The sequence below is a fragment of the Fervidobacterium nodosum Rt17-B1 genome (assembly GCF_000017545.1).
GTDB classification, from domain to species: Bacteria; Thermotogota; Thermotogae; order Thermotogales; family Fervidobacteriaceae; genus Fervidobacterium; species Fervidobacterium nodosum.
In genome coordinates, this window is record NC_009718.1 from 1,647,263 (window position 1) to 1,663,012 (window position 15,750).

The window sequence follows — 15,750 nt, forward strand, 5'->3', positions numbered from 1 at the left end:
TGTTTGCCCTCCTTATTCTTTGAACTTTGATTATTGTAGAAAATCTTTTCTAAAATTTTCAAGTCCAGAACTTTCACCAAATAATATTATTTTATCTTTTGAATTTATAATATAGTCTTTTGACGGTCCCATTAAAAATTTTTCGTTGTTTATAACACCTACGATAAAAATGTTGTATTTTTCTTTTAACTTTAAATCTTTAATTTTTTCGTCGGAAAGTTTTGTGTTTTCAACATCTACAATTTCTACCCTGAAAGTCTTATCTTTTATATTAAGAATGTCAATAACGTTTTCTTTAGGCTTGTTTCCAATCACCGTTTCAACAATTCTAATACTCGCTATTTCTGCAGTAGCTATTGGATAATCAACTCCTGCGTAAATGAACTTTGTTAAATTAGCAAGATTATTTATGTTAGACACAATGTAAATTTTATTGTTCAAATTTTTAGCAGTTAACGCAACAAATACATTTAATGAATCGTCTGGAAGAGTAGTTATGAGCGCTCGAGCTTCGCGAAGTCCTGCTTTTAAAAGAGTTTCTTCGTTTGTGGCATCACCATTTATTAGTATTAGTTTTTCTCTATTACCATGTATTCTTTCAAAAAATGCATTTTCATTTACTTCTTTATCTATAGCTACAACTTTTTCATCGTACCTTAATAGTTGGTTGACGACATGCGTGCCGATATTTCCAACACCAACTACTATGATATGGTTTTTCATCTTTGATACCCTTCTTTCAATTCTTTTTGTTTTAAAGAATTTGTTAAGTTCACCTTCAACGAGTATGGCTGTTATATACGATATACTGTACAAAACGAAAGATAAACCTATTAAAATAAGAAATATTGTGAATAGCTTGCCAAATGTAGATAATTCCTTTGGTATTCCGTACCCAACTGTTGAAAGTGTTATCGCAGTAAAAAAGATTGACTCTAAGAGTGAGTACTTCTCGAAGAAAAAATAATAGAAAGTCCCTACTAAGAATACAACAAGAATACCAATTATTGAGATTGTTATTCTTCTTAAAAATGTTTTTCAAAAGTTTTTTCTTGAGAGCTATTAGTATTCATTATTTACACCAAGTCCAATTCGAGTGAATTTAATTAAGTTTATAATCCTTATGTCTAAAAATTACTTAGCAATCTGGCTTTTATATTTGATTTCTATTTTAGACTTTTTCAAGAAATCTTCAAAATCTTTTGCGACTTTATCTTTTACTTCTTTTTGTTTAGTTGAGACAAGTTCCTTCTTAATTTCTTCTTTCACTTCATCTAAAGATTTTTGACTACCTGGTTTTACATCTCTTACCCTTATGATATAGTATTCGTTATTTATTAATTGTGCAGGTAATATAGTTCCTTTTGAGACGCTTGTGATTATAACCCACAAGTTTTGTGGAATTTTTTCCATATCACCTTGTGTTACTAAGCCATTAACATGTGGACTTAGATTATATTTTTTTGATATTTCTTCAACCGAAATATTTTTTGCTACATCTTGACGTATACTATCAGCCATGGCCTTATCTTTCGCTTTGAAAATAAGCAAGTCGTACTGTGTGGGTACGGTGTATTTTGCCTTGTTTTTTTCGTAATAAGCTTTTATTTCTTCTTCCGAAACCGTTGCATTTTTCAAATAGTATGTATAAACATTTGCCAGAGATAATGAATAAGTTCGCTGTAAATAAAGTTTTTGCCTAAAATCTTCCAATTGTCCCATTCCAAGTTGCATTAAATAATCATTTAACTGTGTTTCGGTCATTTTCAAATCAACCAGCATCTTTTTAATCTCGTTGTCGACATCGTTTTTAACAGTTTGTGGATCAGGCTGAACTTTTAAACTTTCAGCAAATTGTATGAAGGCTATTTTTCTTATCAATGTATCTAGCACCTTAAGTTTGTATTTTTCAATCAAAACAAGACCTTCTTGCGTTGTCATAAGTATTTGATAGAATGTTTCGTTTGAATTTTGAATTTCTAACAAAAGTTTTTGTACATTCGCTTCTCTGTTCCACTCATCCATTGTTATACTGCGACCATTTACAACCGCTACAATCTCTTGCTGAGCAAAGACAAAAAAACTTATTAACAAGACTAGAAATATACATACTTTTTTCACAGTAAGCCCCCCTTTACACTTTTGATTAAATATTTATCAGTCTTTTATTTGATTACTATATTAACCAATTTTCCCTTGACGTATATCGTATTAACTATAGTTTTTCCTTCAAGAAATTTACCTGCATTTTCAACAGCTCTGTTTTTGATTTCTTCTTCAGAAGCATCCGCTGGAACGGTAATTTTACCTCTAACTTTACCATTTACTTGAACAACGATAGTTAATTCATCTTCCTTTAGGGCTTCTGGATCGTACTCAGGCCATTTTTCTTCAACAATAAGTGTTTCTTTGCCAAGGTCATGCCACATTTCCTCCGCCATATGTGGCGCAAATGGTGATAATATCAAAACAACCTTTTCTGCAATTTCTCTTAAAAGTTTTTTATTAGGTGACTTTGTGTTTTCAAGGTAATCTGAAAGTTGGTTGTTGAATTCCATAAGGCCAGCGATTGCCGTATTAAATTTAAATCCACCTTCGATGTCTTCTTTTATTTTCTTTATCATTGCGTGTAATTTTCTTCTAAGGTTTTTCTCTTCTTTTCCAAATTCATTTTCATTTTTTGTGTCATTGCTGTTTATTATGTCTAATATTTTGTAGTAATTGTTCCACAACCTCTTTATGAACCTATTTACTCCGTCGATGCCTGCATCATTCCATTCCGCATCCTTTTCAGGTGGTGCCATGAATAGTATGTACATTCTCAGTGTATCTGCACCGTACTTGTTTATCATATCGTCAGGTGACACAACGTTTCCCTTCGATTTGCTCATCTTCCAACCATCTTTGTAAATCATCCCTTGTGTGAAGAGATTTTCAAATGGTTCATCGAATTTCAGGTATCCGAGGTCGTGAAGTACTTTTGTTATGAACCTTGAGTAGAGAAGGTGGAGAACTGCATGTTCAACGCCGCCTATGTATTGGTCAACAGGTAACCAATAGTTCACATCATCTGATTCAAATGGCTTGTCGTCTAATTTTGGGTTGACATATCTGAGGAAATACCAAGAACTATCGACAAATGTATCCATCGTTTCCACTTCTCTATGAGCTGGTCCTCCACATTTTGGACATGTTGTATGTTTGAATTCTTCGCTCAATGTTAATGGTGATTGTCCCGTTGGTAAAAATTCGACATTTTCTGGAAGTCTCACGGGTAAATCTTTTTCTGGGACAGGTACTATACCACATTTTTCACAGTAAACAATGGGAATAGGAGCACCCCAGTATCTTTGTCTTGAGATAAGCCAATCTCTAAGCTTGTATTGAACACTCTTTTTTCCAAAACCTTTCTCTTCAATGTATTTCGTTACTTCTTCAATACCCTTTGAACTTTCAAGTCCATCAAATGGGCCACTATTAATCATTATTCCTTCTTCTTCGTAAGGTCTTTCGTTTATATTCCATTCGCCATCTTTTGGTTTTATGACCTGTTTTATTGGCAAATTATAAGTTTTCGCAAAATCATAGTCCCTTTGGTCGTGTGCTGGGACAGCCATGATAGCACCTGTCCCATATTCGTAAAGTATATAATTTGCGACATAAATTGGTATTTTTTCGTTTGTTAAAGGATTTATCGCGTATCTTCCTAAGAATACGCCTTCTTTTTTGGCCTCAACGCTCGTTCTTTTGAATCTATCTTCAAGAGCTACTTTCGCTAAAAATTCTTCGACTTCCTTCTTTTTATCTTCAGTGACCAACTCCATTACAAGTGGTGATTCTGGGGCAATTGCCATAAATGTGACACCGTAAATCGTATCCGGTCTGGTTGTAAATATTCTTATTTTTCTATCCATTCCATCTACTGGGAAATCAACTTCAGCACCGGTACTTTTACCTATCCAGTTTCTCTGCATTGTTTTAACATGTTCTGGCCATCCCGGTAATCTATCTAAACCTTCCAACAATTTTTCGGCGTAGTCTGTTATTTTGAAATACCATTGTTCAAGATATTTCATTGTAACTGTTGTACCGCATCTTTCACATTTTCCGTCTTTTACCTGTTCGTTCGCAAGAACTGTTTGACAACTTGGACACCAATTTACAGCACCAGGTTTCTTATATGCTAAGCCAGCTTCGTATAATTTTAAGAATACCCACTGGGTCCATTTGTAGTAATCTTCCGTACAGGTTATTACTTCTCTATTCCAATCGTAACTTATTCCTATTTTCTTTATTTGGCCACGAATCACATTGATATTGTCCAACGTCCATTTTTTCGGATGTATTTTGTGAGCAATAGCAGCATTTTCCGCAGGCAATCCAAAAGCATCATAACCAAATGGATGGAGAACATTATACCCTTGCATTCTTTTGTATCTTGCGACTATATCACCGATAACGTAATTTTTTACGTGACCAACATGTAGTGTTCCAGAAGGATATGGAAACATTACAAGCGCATAGTACTTTTTCTTATCCGAGTACTGTGGAGTTTCAAAAACTTTTTTTTCAGACCAAACACCCTGCCACTTGCTTTCTATTTCTTGTGGCTTGTATTCTTTCATGGTATATATCCCTCCGTTTGTAATAGTATTTTTTGTGAAATGGTTTTTAATAAATTATATCACAAGTTTTTTTATATTTGTACTGTGTTTTGTTTTTTGAAGTTTTTAGATAAGATACATTCACACACAAAGTTAAAACTTTATTTAACCAAAACTTCAAGAAACTTTGGGTAACAAGTACCATTATTTTGGTATAATTAATTAAAAGAAGCAATTTGTTTTTTGCTTTTATTTTTTTAGGTTTCTTTTGTCTTAAAAATCAAAACGAGGGCGAAAGGCGGTGAGTAACTGTGGAATATCCGAGTTATTCGTGTAATTCGTCAAATTCTACAACAAAACCACCATAGCAAAAAACTGAAAAGGGGAGGTCTGTTATGAATGAAGGTCAAACTCCAGGTTGATATTAAAAAGCTCATCGAACGTGGTGATTTTCGAACGTTAAAGCTTTTGTTAGAAGACCAAGATCCAAATGTTGTATATGAAATGATCGAAGAACTTGAAACCTCGGAAAAAGCTATTGTCTTCCGCTTGTTACATAAAGATATAGCTGCGGAGGTCTTTTCCAAACTTGAGCCAGATGAACAACTTGAACTTGTACGAATGTTAACAGATGAAGAGATAAAATCTATTATAAGGAACATGGACCCTTCGGATCGTGCTGAACTTTTTGATGAACTTCCTGCCGATGTTGTTACCAAGCTTCTTTCTTTCCTTCCAAAGAGTGAAAGAGAACAGACGATAGAGATATTAAATTATCCTGAAAACTCAGCGGGTCGTTTAATGTCTCCATATTTCGTCTATGTAGTAAGAAACATGACGGTTGAAGAAGCTTTAGCAAAAGTGCGCAAGTTTGGAAAAGACGCTGATACAATATACACGATATTTGTAGTTGAAGAGGATAAGACTTTGATTGGTACACTTAGCTTGGAAGATTTGATATTTGCTGAACCTGATACACTTGTTGATGAGATATTCACTCCAGATCCTCCTTACGTAAAAACTACAACGGACCAAGAAGAAGTCGCGGAATTGATGAAACGATACGATTTGAATGCTATTGCTGTTGTTGATAACGATATGAGACTCGTTGGCGTGGTAATTATAGATGATATCGTAGACATCATCGAAGAAGAGGCGACGGAAGATATTCACAGGATGGCTGGTATGAATGTAACTACAACATCTTACTTTCATACATCGCCGCTTGTTTTTATAAAGAACCGTCTCCCTTGGCTAGTTGGATTATTACTTTTAGAAAGTGTTAATGCATTTATAGTTCACAGATATGAAGATTTTCTTGCAGCAATACCAATAGTCGCGGCGTTTATGACCACAATGGTTGATGCTGGAGGTAATGCCGGAGGTCAAAGTAGTACGTTAATAATAAGAAGTATGGCACTTGGTGAAGTTGAGCTCAAAGACTGGTGGAAAGTTTTATTAAGGGAATTGTATGTTGGAGCACTTTTAGGCGTAATTCTTGGTATAACACTCTTTTTAAGGGGATTCATGGTTTCAAACAATATCATTGTTAACTTTTCCGCGGCAATTTCTCTTTTCTTAATAATAGTTTTTGCAAATGTAGTTGGAGCTATGTTACCTTTCTTTGGGAAACTTTTACATATTGACCCAGCTTTGATGTCCGGACCACTTATAACGACTATTGCGGACCTTGGTGGAATAATGATTTACTTTGCTATAGCACATTCTATGTTAAAGATGTAATTTGAATTTTTTGAGCTTTTTCAAGGGGGGATTATATGGAGCGTGAAGAGATCGAAAGGAAGCTTTTAGAGACTATTGAAAAAATAGAATCTCATATTGAAAGATATGAGAAAGATATCGAGGAACTTAACATAAAAATAAATAGGCTTACAGATGATTTAGATGATACGTGGTCAGCGTTTAGAAACGCTTTTATAACTATAGTTACCATGTTTATAATAATGACGATTACTTGGTTTTTCCCATTTCAAGTGAGAGCTTACGGTTATCTCTCGGTAGATGATGTTAGGAGAAAGTTAATAGCACTGAGCGTTGAGGCATTAGTTTTTGGAATAATTATGCTTTTAGTACTTGGAACGGTTCTAACGAGGAGGTTTAGAAGATAATACAATGGAAAAAATTGTTGTAAAAGGTGCAAGGGTACATAATTTGAAAGGTATCGATGTGGAGATACCGAAGAACAAGCTCGTTGTCATTACTGGACTTTCGGGTTCTGGTAAGAGCTCTTTGGCAATGGATACTATTTTTATTGAAGGACAAAGAAGGTATTTGGAAAGTTTATCAACTTACGCAAGGCAATTTATAGGTGAGTTGAAAAAGCCAGATGTTGAAAGTATCGAAGGTCTATCTCCTTCTATAGCTATAGACCAGAAAAGCGTCTCTCACAACCCAAGGTCGACTGTTGGAACTGTGACTGAAATATACGATTATCTAAGAGTTCTGTACGCTCAAATAGGTGTTCCACATTGTCCACATTGCGGGCGAGAATTACAAAAGATGTCCGTAGACGAAATTGTAAATAATATGCAAAAGCATTTTGAAGGCAAAAGAGTTTTAATTCTTTCCCCAATTGCCCGTGAGAAAAAAGGGACTTTCAAGGAAGAATTCAATGAATTTATAAATCGTGGTTATACAAGAGTAGAAGTTGATGGAAAGGTTTACAGACTTGAGGAAGTACCAGAACTTAATAAAAATATTAGGCACAATATTAATTTAGTTATTGACAGAATATATTTGAGCGAAACTGATCCACATAGGTTGTTTCAGTCAATTGAACTTGCACTTAAAGAGGGTAATGGTTTTGTTTTAGTGAAAACAGAGGATGGAAGTCATGAACATCTTTACTCTGAAAAGTTGTCTTGTCTATCTTGCGGTTTCTCAATGCCCGAAATTACACCTAAACTATTTTCTTTTAACAGTCCATATGGTGCGTGTCCTGATTGTCATGGCCTTGGTTTTAAATTAGAAGTAGATGAAGATTCTTTATTCGAAGAAGACAAATCGGTAATTGAGGGTTTAAGGATTGGTCATAAAGCGGATGGATGGCTCCCAAGAAGACTTGAAAGAATTGTTAGAGAGTACCATGGTGATTTAAATAAACCATTTTATGCTCAACCAGATGAAGTTAAAGAAGCTATTTTGTATGGTACTGAATATTTCGAAGGTATAGTTACTCTTGTCAAGGAAAGATACGAAGAGTATACCTCGGAAGAGACTCGTGAGTGGCTTGTGGAGAATTTCTTTGTTGAACGAACCTGTCAGTCGTGTAAAGGTAAAAGATTGAGACCGGAAGCATTGAGTATAACAATAAACGGTTTGAGTATAATCGATTTTACAGAATTACCCATTTCCAAAGAACTCGCGGTTATAAGGAAGTTACCGGAGGTTATAACACCTAAGCAATACGAAGCTATAAAAGAGTTGCTGAATGAAATAGAAAAAAGGTTGGACTTTCTTGAGCAAGTTGGTTTAGGATACATATCACTTTCAAGAAACGTGCGTACACTATCTGGAGGAGAAGCTCAGAGAATACGTTTGGCAACGCAGATAGGTTCAAAGCTGACAGGCGTTATATATGTTTTAGATGAACCTACGATAGGATTGCATCAGAGAGATAACGATAGATTGATAAATATGTTAAAGCAACTTCGTGACCTTGGAAATACAGTTCTCGTTGTTGAACATGACGAAGATGTTATAAAAAATGCAGATTATGTTATAGACATAGGGCCTCGCGCTGGTGTAAACGGTGGAGAGGTTGTATTTGCTGGTACTGTAGAAGAAATTATGAAATCAGATAAATCTTTAACTGGTAAGTATTTATCAGGTAAGATGAGGATAGAAATACCACATCAAAGGCGAAAGGGAAATGGTAAATCTATAAAGTTAATTGGTGCAAGACATAATAACTTGAAAAACATAACAGTAGAGTTCCCACTTGGGACTTTCATAGTTGTTACAGGTGTTAGTGGTTCTGGGAAAAGCTCACTTATCTTAGATACACTTTATCCTGCGATAGCAAATAAACTTTACAAAACTAAATACGAAACGGGTGAGTACAGTAAAATAGAGGGAATTGAAGAAATCGATAAGATTATTGCGATAGACCAATCACCTATAGGAAGAACACCACGTAGTAATCCGGCAACGTATACAAAGGTTTTTGACGCTATTCGAGATTTATTCGCAATGACTCCGGAAGCCAAAGCGCGTGGATATGACAAGGGAAGGTTTAGTTTTAACGTGAAAGGTGGAAGATGTGAAGCTTGCGGAGGGCAAGGTGTAGTTAAAATTGAAATGATGTTCTTACCAGAAGTTTACGTTGAATGCGATGTTTGTAAGGGTTCACGATATAATTCTGAAACGCTTGAGGTTACTTATAAAGGGAAAAATATAGCCGATGTGCTTAATATGACTGTAGATGAAGCTCTCGAATTTTTTGCAAATATACCAGCAATAAGAGATACACTGCAAGTATTATCAGACGTTGGATTAGGTTACATAAAACTTGGTCAACCAGCAACGACTCTTTCCGGTGGTGAAGCTCAAAGAGTTAAGCTTGCATCTGAATTAAGAAAGAAGGCAACAGGTAGAACGCTTTATATTCTTGACGAACCAACGGTTGGATTACATTTTGACGATGTGAAAAAACTGATAGAAGTTTTGAATAGACTTGTAGATAAGGGTAATACAGTAATTGTTATAGAGCACAATTTAGATGTTATAAAATCTGCAGATTACATAATAGACCTTGGACCAGAAGGTGGCGAAGAGGGAGGATACATTGTTGCGACCGGTACACCTGAAGAAATAGCGCAATGTGGTGATTCTTGGACTGGAAAATATTTGAAAGAAGTACTTAAAATCTCTGAAAGAACCACTGCTTAAATAATTAATAATTTTATGAAATAATTTCTTGGAGGGATTGGTTTGGGTTTTAAAATTTTCATGGCAAGTAAAAATGCGCATAAATTACATGAGATTAAATTGATTATACCTGATTTTGTTGAATTATTGAGTATAGATACAGAAATGGACGTTGTTGAAGACGGAGAGACTTTTTTGGAAAATTCTGTTATAAAAGCCATTGAGTATGGAAAACATATCGATCAACCGGTTATAGCTGATGATTCGGGTTTATCTATTGACAGTCTGGACGGTTTTCCTGGAGTTATGTCTGCGAGGTATATGGAAAATGCAAGTTATGTAGAGAAGATGGAAAGTATTTTGCAACTTATGAAAAACTTTAGAACACCAGAAGAAAGGAAGGCAAGATTCGTTTGCTCAGCTACATATTTTAATCCATTAAACAAATTCTTAATTTCCGTAGAAGGTTTTGTTGAAGGAACTATAGCAACTGAAATACGTGGCAGTCATGGATTTGGGTATGATCCAATATTTATCCCAGCAGGATACGATAAGACTTTCGGAGAACTCGGAGAAGAAGTGAAGAAGAAAATTAGTCATAGAAGTGTGGCCTTTAAAAAGCTTTTCGATATGTTGATAAAAATTGGGGAACTTCGACAAATTTAATTGTTCAAAATAGTTAAAATGTTTAAAGAGGTGTTCTATGTGCTAACGATTCATGCTGAAAGATTAATTACCCCTATTAAACAGCCAGTTAAAGGCATAGAAATGAAAAAAATTGAGGAATTATTTGATGTTGATATAGTTATAGAAGGTAAAAACGTTATCGATATAAGAAAACACAAAAATGCTGATATAAAAGCTAAGATGGTAACGCCTGGATTTTTTGATGCACACACTCATATCCCATTTGTGGGCTCACGTTCGAAAGAGTTTTTGATGAGAGCACGTGGGAAGAGTTACATTGAGATACTAAAAGCTGGTGGAGGTATTCACTTTACATCTGAATTAGTTAGAAAAAGTACAGAAACAGAATTATTTGAGCAAGGAAAAAAGCAAATCAAAGAACTTACGAAACACGGAGTTATAGGTATTGAGTGCAAGAGTGGTTATGGGCTTGATATAGAAAATGAGTTGAAGCAGCTTAGAGTAATTAAAAAACTTAATCATGAGATGAAAAATAAAATTGTTGGTACGTTTCTTGGGCTTCATGCAAGACCAAGAAGCGATTCAGGTAAGACAACGGAAGAGTATATCTCTGATATGAAATCAATATTGACGTTAATTAAAAAAGAGGAGCTTGCGGATTTTGTCGATGCGTTTGTTGATAAAGGGGTATTCTTACCTGAAGAAATCAAAGATTTTATTGTTGAAGCGAAAAATTTGGGCTTTAAGATAAGGCTTCACGCAGATGAAATTGAGAACGTTGGCGCGGCGAGATTCGGAACGCAAATCGGAGCTGTGAGTGTTGACCATGTTTTAAAAATAAACGATGAAGATATTTGGGTACTTTCAGAGAATGAAACTTTTGTTACTTTAATGCCTTCTACGAGTTTTTATCTTGGTGAATCATACGCACCTGCGAGAAAAATTATCGATAGTGGTATAGGAGTTGCGTTGGGCTCGGATTTCAATCCCGGTTCATCACCTATTTACAATCCAGCGTTTGTTATGCATCTTGCCATAAGATTTTTGAGTATGGAACCAGAGGAGGTTTTAAATGCGTACACTGTGAATAGCGCATACGTGCTCGGTTTAAAGTCTGGAGTTGTAAAGCCTGGGTATCCTGCGGATCTTATTTTATGGAATACAAACGAATTTCTTGATATACCATACATGTTCCAAACGAATTTTGTTGATAAAGTTGTCATTGATGGGGATATTTTAAGTAAGGAGTAATATTAGATGCGTAAGGATTTTAAAAAGGCGGATTTTGTAATCTTTGTGGTTGTTTTATCTATAGCGGTTATTTTTTTAGTAGGTAAAATCTTTAGAAAAGTCGATAATTACAAAGGGGTAGTTGTTAGAATTTCTGGAAAAGAGACGTACTATTTTGATAAACCAGGTGAATGGAAAATTAATAACGAAGATGGTAAATATATAACCACTTTACACTATGATGGGAATTTTATTTGGGTGACGGAATCGAATTGCCCAGATAAAATATGTGAAAAGACCGGAAAAGTTAAACCTGGAGGAAGTATAATATGTGTCCCCAACAGAACGATAATAGAATTCAAAAAGGTAAATCAGAATATAGACGTCGAAACGTGGTGATATTCGGCTTATTTATTGCGATTAGTAGTGTTGTTTATGTTGTTGAAGGTATAATCCCGTTTCCAGTTCCTGGTGGGAAGTGGGGATTTTCAAATTTTATAGTTTTATATCTATCTTATTATAGTTCCTTATCAGATGCTTTACTTCTTGCGGTTTCAAAATCACTTTTGGGCTCCATTCTCTCTGGTACCATATTCACACCAGGTTTTTTTATGGGTTTTTTTGGAAGTATTGCTTCTGCCATGGTACAGAGTTTGGTTTCAAAAACAAAAATATTTGGGATAACAGGTATAAGTATAATAGGAATGGTTGCGAATAACATAACACAATTTTTTGTTGGTAGTGTTTTAATAAGTTCGAAAGCTATTTACAGTTTGTTACCGATAGTACTTTTCTTTGGTAGTTTTTCAGCGATTGCAAACGCTTATTTGGCGCTTCAAACAGCACGATTAGAAATAAAGAATTAGATCTTATTGGATTTTTGATATTGGGGGTGAGAATATGATAAAACGTTCAGATTTTCCGAAAGATTTCTTGTTTGGAACAGCGACTGCAGCGTATCAAATAGAAGGTGCGGCAAAGGAAGATGGTAAAGGACCATCTATTTGGGATGTTTTTTCCCATACACCAGGTAAAACATTCAACGGTGACACTGGTGATATTGCCTGTGACCATTACCATAGATTTAAAGAAGATGTAGCTATAATGAAGGAAATAGGTCTTAACGCTTATCGTTTTTCAATTTCTTGGCCTAGAGTTATGCAAGATGGGAAGAACATTAATCAAAAAGGTATCGATTTTTACAATCGACTAGTGGATGAACTTTTAGAAAACGATATCATTCCATTTATTACTCTTTACCACTGGGATTTACCTTACGCCTTGTACGAGAAGGGTGGATGGCTTAACGACGATATAGCAATGTACTTTAGAGCTTACGCAACACTCATGTTTAATGAACTTGGAGATAGGGTAAAACATTGGATTACGTTAAACGAGCCATGGTGTTCATCTTTCCTTGGATACTTTACTGGTGAACATGCGCCAGGTCATCAAAATTTGCAAGAGGCTTTGATAGCAGCACATAATCTTTTGCGTTCGCATGGGCATGCTGTACAAGCATTTAGAGAAGAGGTAAGAGATGGAAAGATAGGACTTACGAACGTTGTTACGAAAGTGGAACCAGGTGATTCAAGACCGGAAAGTTTCTTTGTAGCTAGTTTGGTTGACAAAGTAATCAACGCATGGTTCCACGATCCTGTTATCTTTGGAAAATATCCTGAAGAAGCTGTTAAAAATTACGTTGAGATGGGGCTTAATGTTCCTGATAACGATTTTGACATTATATCAACACCTATAGATTTCTTTGGTGTTAACTACTATACTCGAACTCTTGTTGTGTTTGATGAAACAAATCCAATGAAATTTTCTTATGTTAGCGGTGATTTACCAAAGACGGAAATGGGTTGGGAAATTTATCCACAAGGTTTATTCGATATGTTAATCTATCTCAAAGAAAGGTATAGGTTACCACTTTACATAACAGAAAATGGTATGGCTGGACCAGATAAAGTTGAAAACGGTAAAGTTATAGATGATTACAGAATAGAATACCTGGAGAAACACTTCGAAAAAGCACTTGAAGCTATAAATGCTGGTGTTAATTTGAAAGGATATTTTATTTGGTCGCTCCTTGATAACTTTGAGTGGGCTTATGGGTATTCAAAAAGATTTGGTATAGTTTACGTAGATTACAATACGCAAAAAAGAATTCTGAAAAAGAGTGCACAATGGTTGAAAGAGTTCTTGAGAAGCTGAAATCATAGATAAAATGATGAATAAAATCGGTCGGTTTTTCTACCGACCGATTTTGTTTATTTACTTCAATCCATACAGCCTTTCTTTTGGACTGACGATTTCAGTAATTCTTACACCAAAGTTTTCATCTATGACAACTACTTCTCCACGTGCGATAAGTTTGTTGTTTACGTAAATATCAACCGGTTCACCAGTAAGTTTGTCAAGTTCAATCAATGACCCAACTCCCAATTCCATAATTTCTTTAAGAGATAGTTTTGTTCTACCTAATTCAACAGATACGTTTAGTGGTATATCAAATAGCAATTGTAATCTTTCATCTATAACTTGCGTTTGTTCTTGAGCTGATGGGACTTTTCCAAAGTCCTCAAATTGTACAGGTTTTGCCGCGACCGCTGTTTTTTCCTTGGGAATAGAGGGGCTTGGAACACTTTGCGTTGGTGTTTTTTGAGTTTGAGAAGTTGCTGTTTGTTTTTCAGTTTTACCGAATATCATTTCGTACATTTTTTTCACAAATGGTATAGGCATCGCTAGGAAAAATTTTGCAGGCTCTAAATCTTCTATCGACATTGTGAAATTAACTTTTGCCACTTTATCAGCATCTTCCCCGATTGGTGGAAATTTTGTTTCCGCGTTGTCAAAATTAAGAATTTCAATGGTCGGAGGTGTTATATTTACGCTTTTTTTAATCATGTCAGAGAGGGATGTAGCAGCAGACCCCATCATTTGATTCATCGCTTCGCCGACTGCGCTTAATTTCATTTCATCGAGTTCGTCACTCTCAACTTTTCCAAGTCCACCCATCATAATATCAGCTATTTCAGCGGCGGTCTTTTTTTCAAGAACAAGAGCATTTAATCCTTCAACCGCTCCTTCGAAATGTATTATAACGGTGACTTTTTCACCTGAGACTTCACTTCTTAAATCTTTAAGAGTTTTCACCTCGACTTCAGGTGTTGAAATGTCAACCTTTCTTCCGAGTATACTTGAAAGAGCTGTAGCACCACTGCCAAGGATTATGTTGCCGACTTCACCTATCATGTCTTTTTCTATATCAGTTAGTGATTCTTCACTTGTTAATTGTCCCAATAATGCGTCTAACTCTTCTTGAGAGAGGAAATCGTCTGCTATCATTCTTCTTCACCTTCCTCGATAACTTTGGTGATTTTTACTGCGTAGTTACCCTTAAACTGCCCAGGTTTGCCAAGGAACTTGGTTTTACCATTTACTTCTATTTTTATTGGTTCATCGTAGTGTTCACGCAATCTAATTACGTCACCTACTTCCAAGGTTAATATTTCACCTAGCGTTAGTTTAGTTTCTCCAATTTTAGCAATGACATCCAACTTAGCTTTTTTTATGTTAAGCTTAAGATTTTCTACTAATTCTTGTGTAACTTCTTTCTGTTTTATTTTAAACCAACTTTGTGTTGTTAATTTTTCACCTATTGGTTCAATTACAGAAGATGGCCAACATATGCTCATGTATCCTTCGATTTTTCCAAAATTCACGAAAAAAGTCACCGCAAGTACCATTTCATTGCTTGGAACAACTTGAACAAATTGTGGATTTGTTTCCGTTGACTCAACGACAGGTATAAATGGGTGAACGGAAGCCCAAGCTTGTGAAAGAGAAGTTAAAATATTAACTATTTCCTTTTTTATAATTCCTATTTCGATTTCCGTTGGTACTCGCTTAGCATCGATAACTTCCCCAGGTCCACCGAGCAATACGTCCAATATACCATAGAATATCTCTAAATTAATGTTCAGAATAGAGCTTCCAACGAATTCCCTAGCTGTGAAGATGGTTATAAATGATGGGTTTCCAATCGATTTCATGTATTCATCGTATGTTAGCTGATCTATTCCAACGACATTTACAGATGTGAATGACCTTAACTTTCCTGAAAGATAAGTGGAAACGCTTCTAGCAAAGTTTTCATGAATCATTTGAACGGTTCTAATTTGCTCCTTTGAAAACTTTTGAGGGCGCAAAAAATCATAGGTACGGATTTTTTTCTCTTCGCCCTCCTTTTTTACTTCCTCTATATTAACTTCTCCTTGAGATAACGCAGCCAATAAACGGTCTATTTCTTCCTGGCTGAGAACATCTGACAAACAAATCACTCCTGTTTTATTTTCTTAATTTTTAGGTTTTA

13 protein-coding genes and 1 pseudogene are annotated in these 15,750 nt (G+C 35.3%); 8 read left to right on the forward strand and 6 right to left on the reverse strand.

Annotated features, from left to right (window positions below; all coding sequences use genetic code 11):
* Window positions 1-30 precede the first annotated feature (30 nt).
* From FNOD_RS07920 to leuS, 4 genes and pseudogenes are all read right to left on the reverse strand, one after another.
* Window positions 31-723, reverse strand: a complete 693-nt coding sequence (locus FNOD_RS07920) for a potassium channel family protein (protein WP_238374583.1) — start codon at window positions 721-723, stop codon at window positions 31-33.
* A gap of 117 nt (window positions 724-840) precedes the next feature.
* Window positions 841-1,020 (reverse strand): annotated as a pseudogene (locus tag FNOD_RS09875) (ion channel); the annotation flags it as partial.
* Window positions 1,021-1,134: 114 nt separating this feature from the next.
* On the reverse strand, window positions 1,135-2,121 hold the full coding sequence (locus FNOD_RS07925) for a peptidylprolyl isomerase (RefSeq protein WP_011994669.1): 987 nt from the start codon (window positions 2,119-2,121) through the stop codon (window positions 1,135-1,137).
* A gap of 44 nt (window positions 2,122-2,165) precedes the next feature.
* Entirely contained in the window at window positions 2,166-4,625 is a 2,460-nt protein-coding gene (leuS, locus tag FNOD_RS07930) for a leucine--tRNA ligase (RefSeq protein ID WP_011994670.1), read from the reverse strand.
* Between the two features lie 378 nt (window positions 4,626-5,003).
* On the opposite strand from leuS, the gene mgtE reads away from it, so the two are divergent.
* The 8 genes from mgtE to FNOD_RS07970 are packed head-to-tail and all read left to right on the forward strand — an operon-like array spanning window position 5,004 to window position 13,589.
* Window positions 5,004-6,347: a magnesium transporter gene (mgtE, locus tag FNOD_RS07935; protein ID WP_011994671.1), complete on the forward strand. Its 1,344-nt coding sequence runs from the start codon at window positions 5,004-5,006 to the stop codon at window positions 6,345-6,347.
* A gap of 35 nt (window positions 6,348-6,382) precedes the next feature.
* Window positions 6,383-6,733, forward strand: a complete 351-nt coding sequence (locus tag FNOD_RS07940) for a hypothetical protein (RefSeq protein ID WP_011994672.1) — start codon at window positions 6,383-6,385, stop codon at window positions 6,731-6,733.
* 4 nt (window positions 6,734-6,737) lie between these two features.
* The gene (gene uvrA, locus FNOD_RS07945; protein WP_011994673.1) at window positions 6,738-9,515 is read left to right on the forward strand and encodes an excinuclease ABC subunit UvrA; all 2,778 of its coding nucleotides are present in this window, start codon (window positions 6,738-6,740) and stop codon (window positions 9,513-9,515) included.
* Window positions 9,516-9,575: 60 nt separating this feature from the next.
* Window positions 9,576-10,160 (forward strand): RdgB/HAM1 family non-canonical purine NTP pyrophosphatase, encoded by a 585-nt coding sequence (rdgB, locus tag FNOD_RS07950; RefSeq protein ID WP_011994674.1) that lies wholly within the window; start codon window positions 9,576-9,578, stop codon window positions 10,158-10,160.
* Window positions 10,161-10,199: 39 nt separating this feature from the next.
* A complete protein-coding gene (hutI, locus tag FNOD_RS07955; protein WP_011994675.1) occupies window positions 10,200-11,393 on the forward strand; it encodes an imidazolonepropionase in 1,194 nt (397 codons plus the stop codon).
* A 6-nt stretch (window positions 11,394-11,399) separates the two neighbouring features.
* The gene (locus tag FNOD_RS07960) at window positions 11,400-11,771 is read left to right on the forward strand and encodes a NusG domain II-containing protein (protein WP_011994676.1); all 372 of its coding nucleotides are present in this window, start codon (window positions 11,400-11,402) and stop codon (window positions 11,769-11,771) included.
* Window positions 11,702-12,238 (forward strand): Gx transporter family protein, encoded by a 537-nt coding sequence (locus FNOD_RS07965; protein WP_238374584.1) that lies wholly within the window; start codon window positions 11,702-11,704, stop codon window positions 12,236-12,238. The genes FNOD_RS07960 and FNOD_RS07965 overlap by 70 nt, the downstream gene beginning before the upstream one ends.
* A 37-nt stretch (window positions 12,239-12,275) precedes the next feature.
* Window positions 12,276-13,589 carry a GH1 family beta-glucosidase gene (locus FNOD_RS07970; protein WP_083756827.1) on the forward strand — a complete coding sequence of 438 codons (1,314 nt, stop codon included), beginning with the start codon at window positions 12,276-12,278 and terminating at the stop codon, window positions 13,587-13,589.
* Window positions 13,590-13,649: 60 nt separating this feature from the next.
* Here the strand turns inward: FNOD_RS07970 and fliY are convergent, their stop codons facing one another.
* Window positions 13,650-14,723 (reverse strand): flagellar motor switch phosphatase FliY, encoded by a 1,074-nt coding sequence (fliY, locus tag FNOD_RS07975; RefSeq protein WP_011994679.1) that lies wholly within the window; start codon window positions 14,721-14,723, stop codon window positions 13,650-13,652.
* Complete coding sequence (gene fliM, locus FNOD_RS07980) at window positions 14,720-15,709, reverse strand: flagellar motor switch protein FliM (RefSeq protein ID WP_011994680.1); 990 nt, start codon at window positions 15,707-15,709, stop codon at window positions 14,720-14,722. The genes fliY and fliM overlap by 4 nt, the downstream gene beginning before the upstream one ends.
* Window positions 15,710-15,750: the final 41 nt, after the last annotated feature.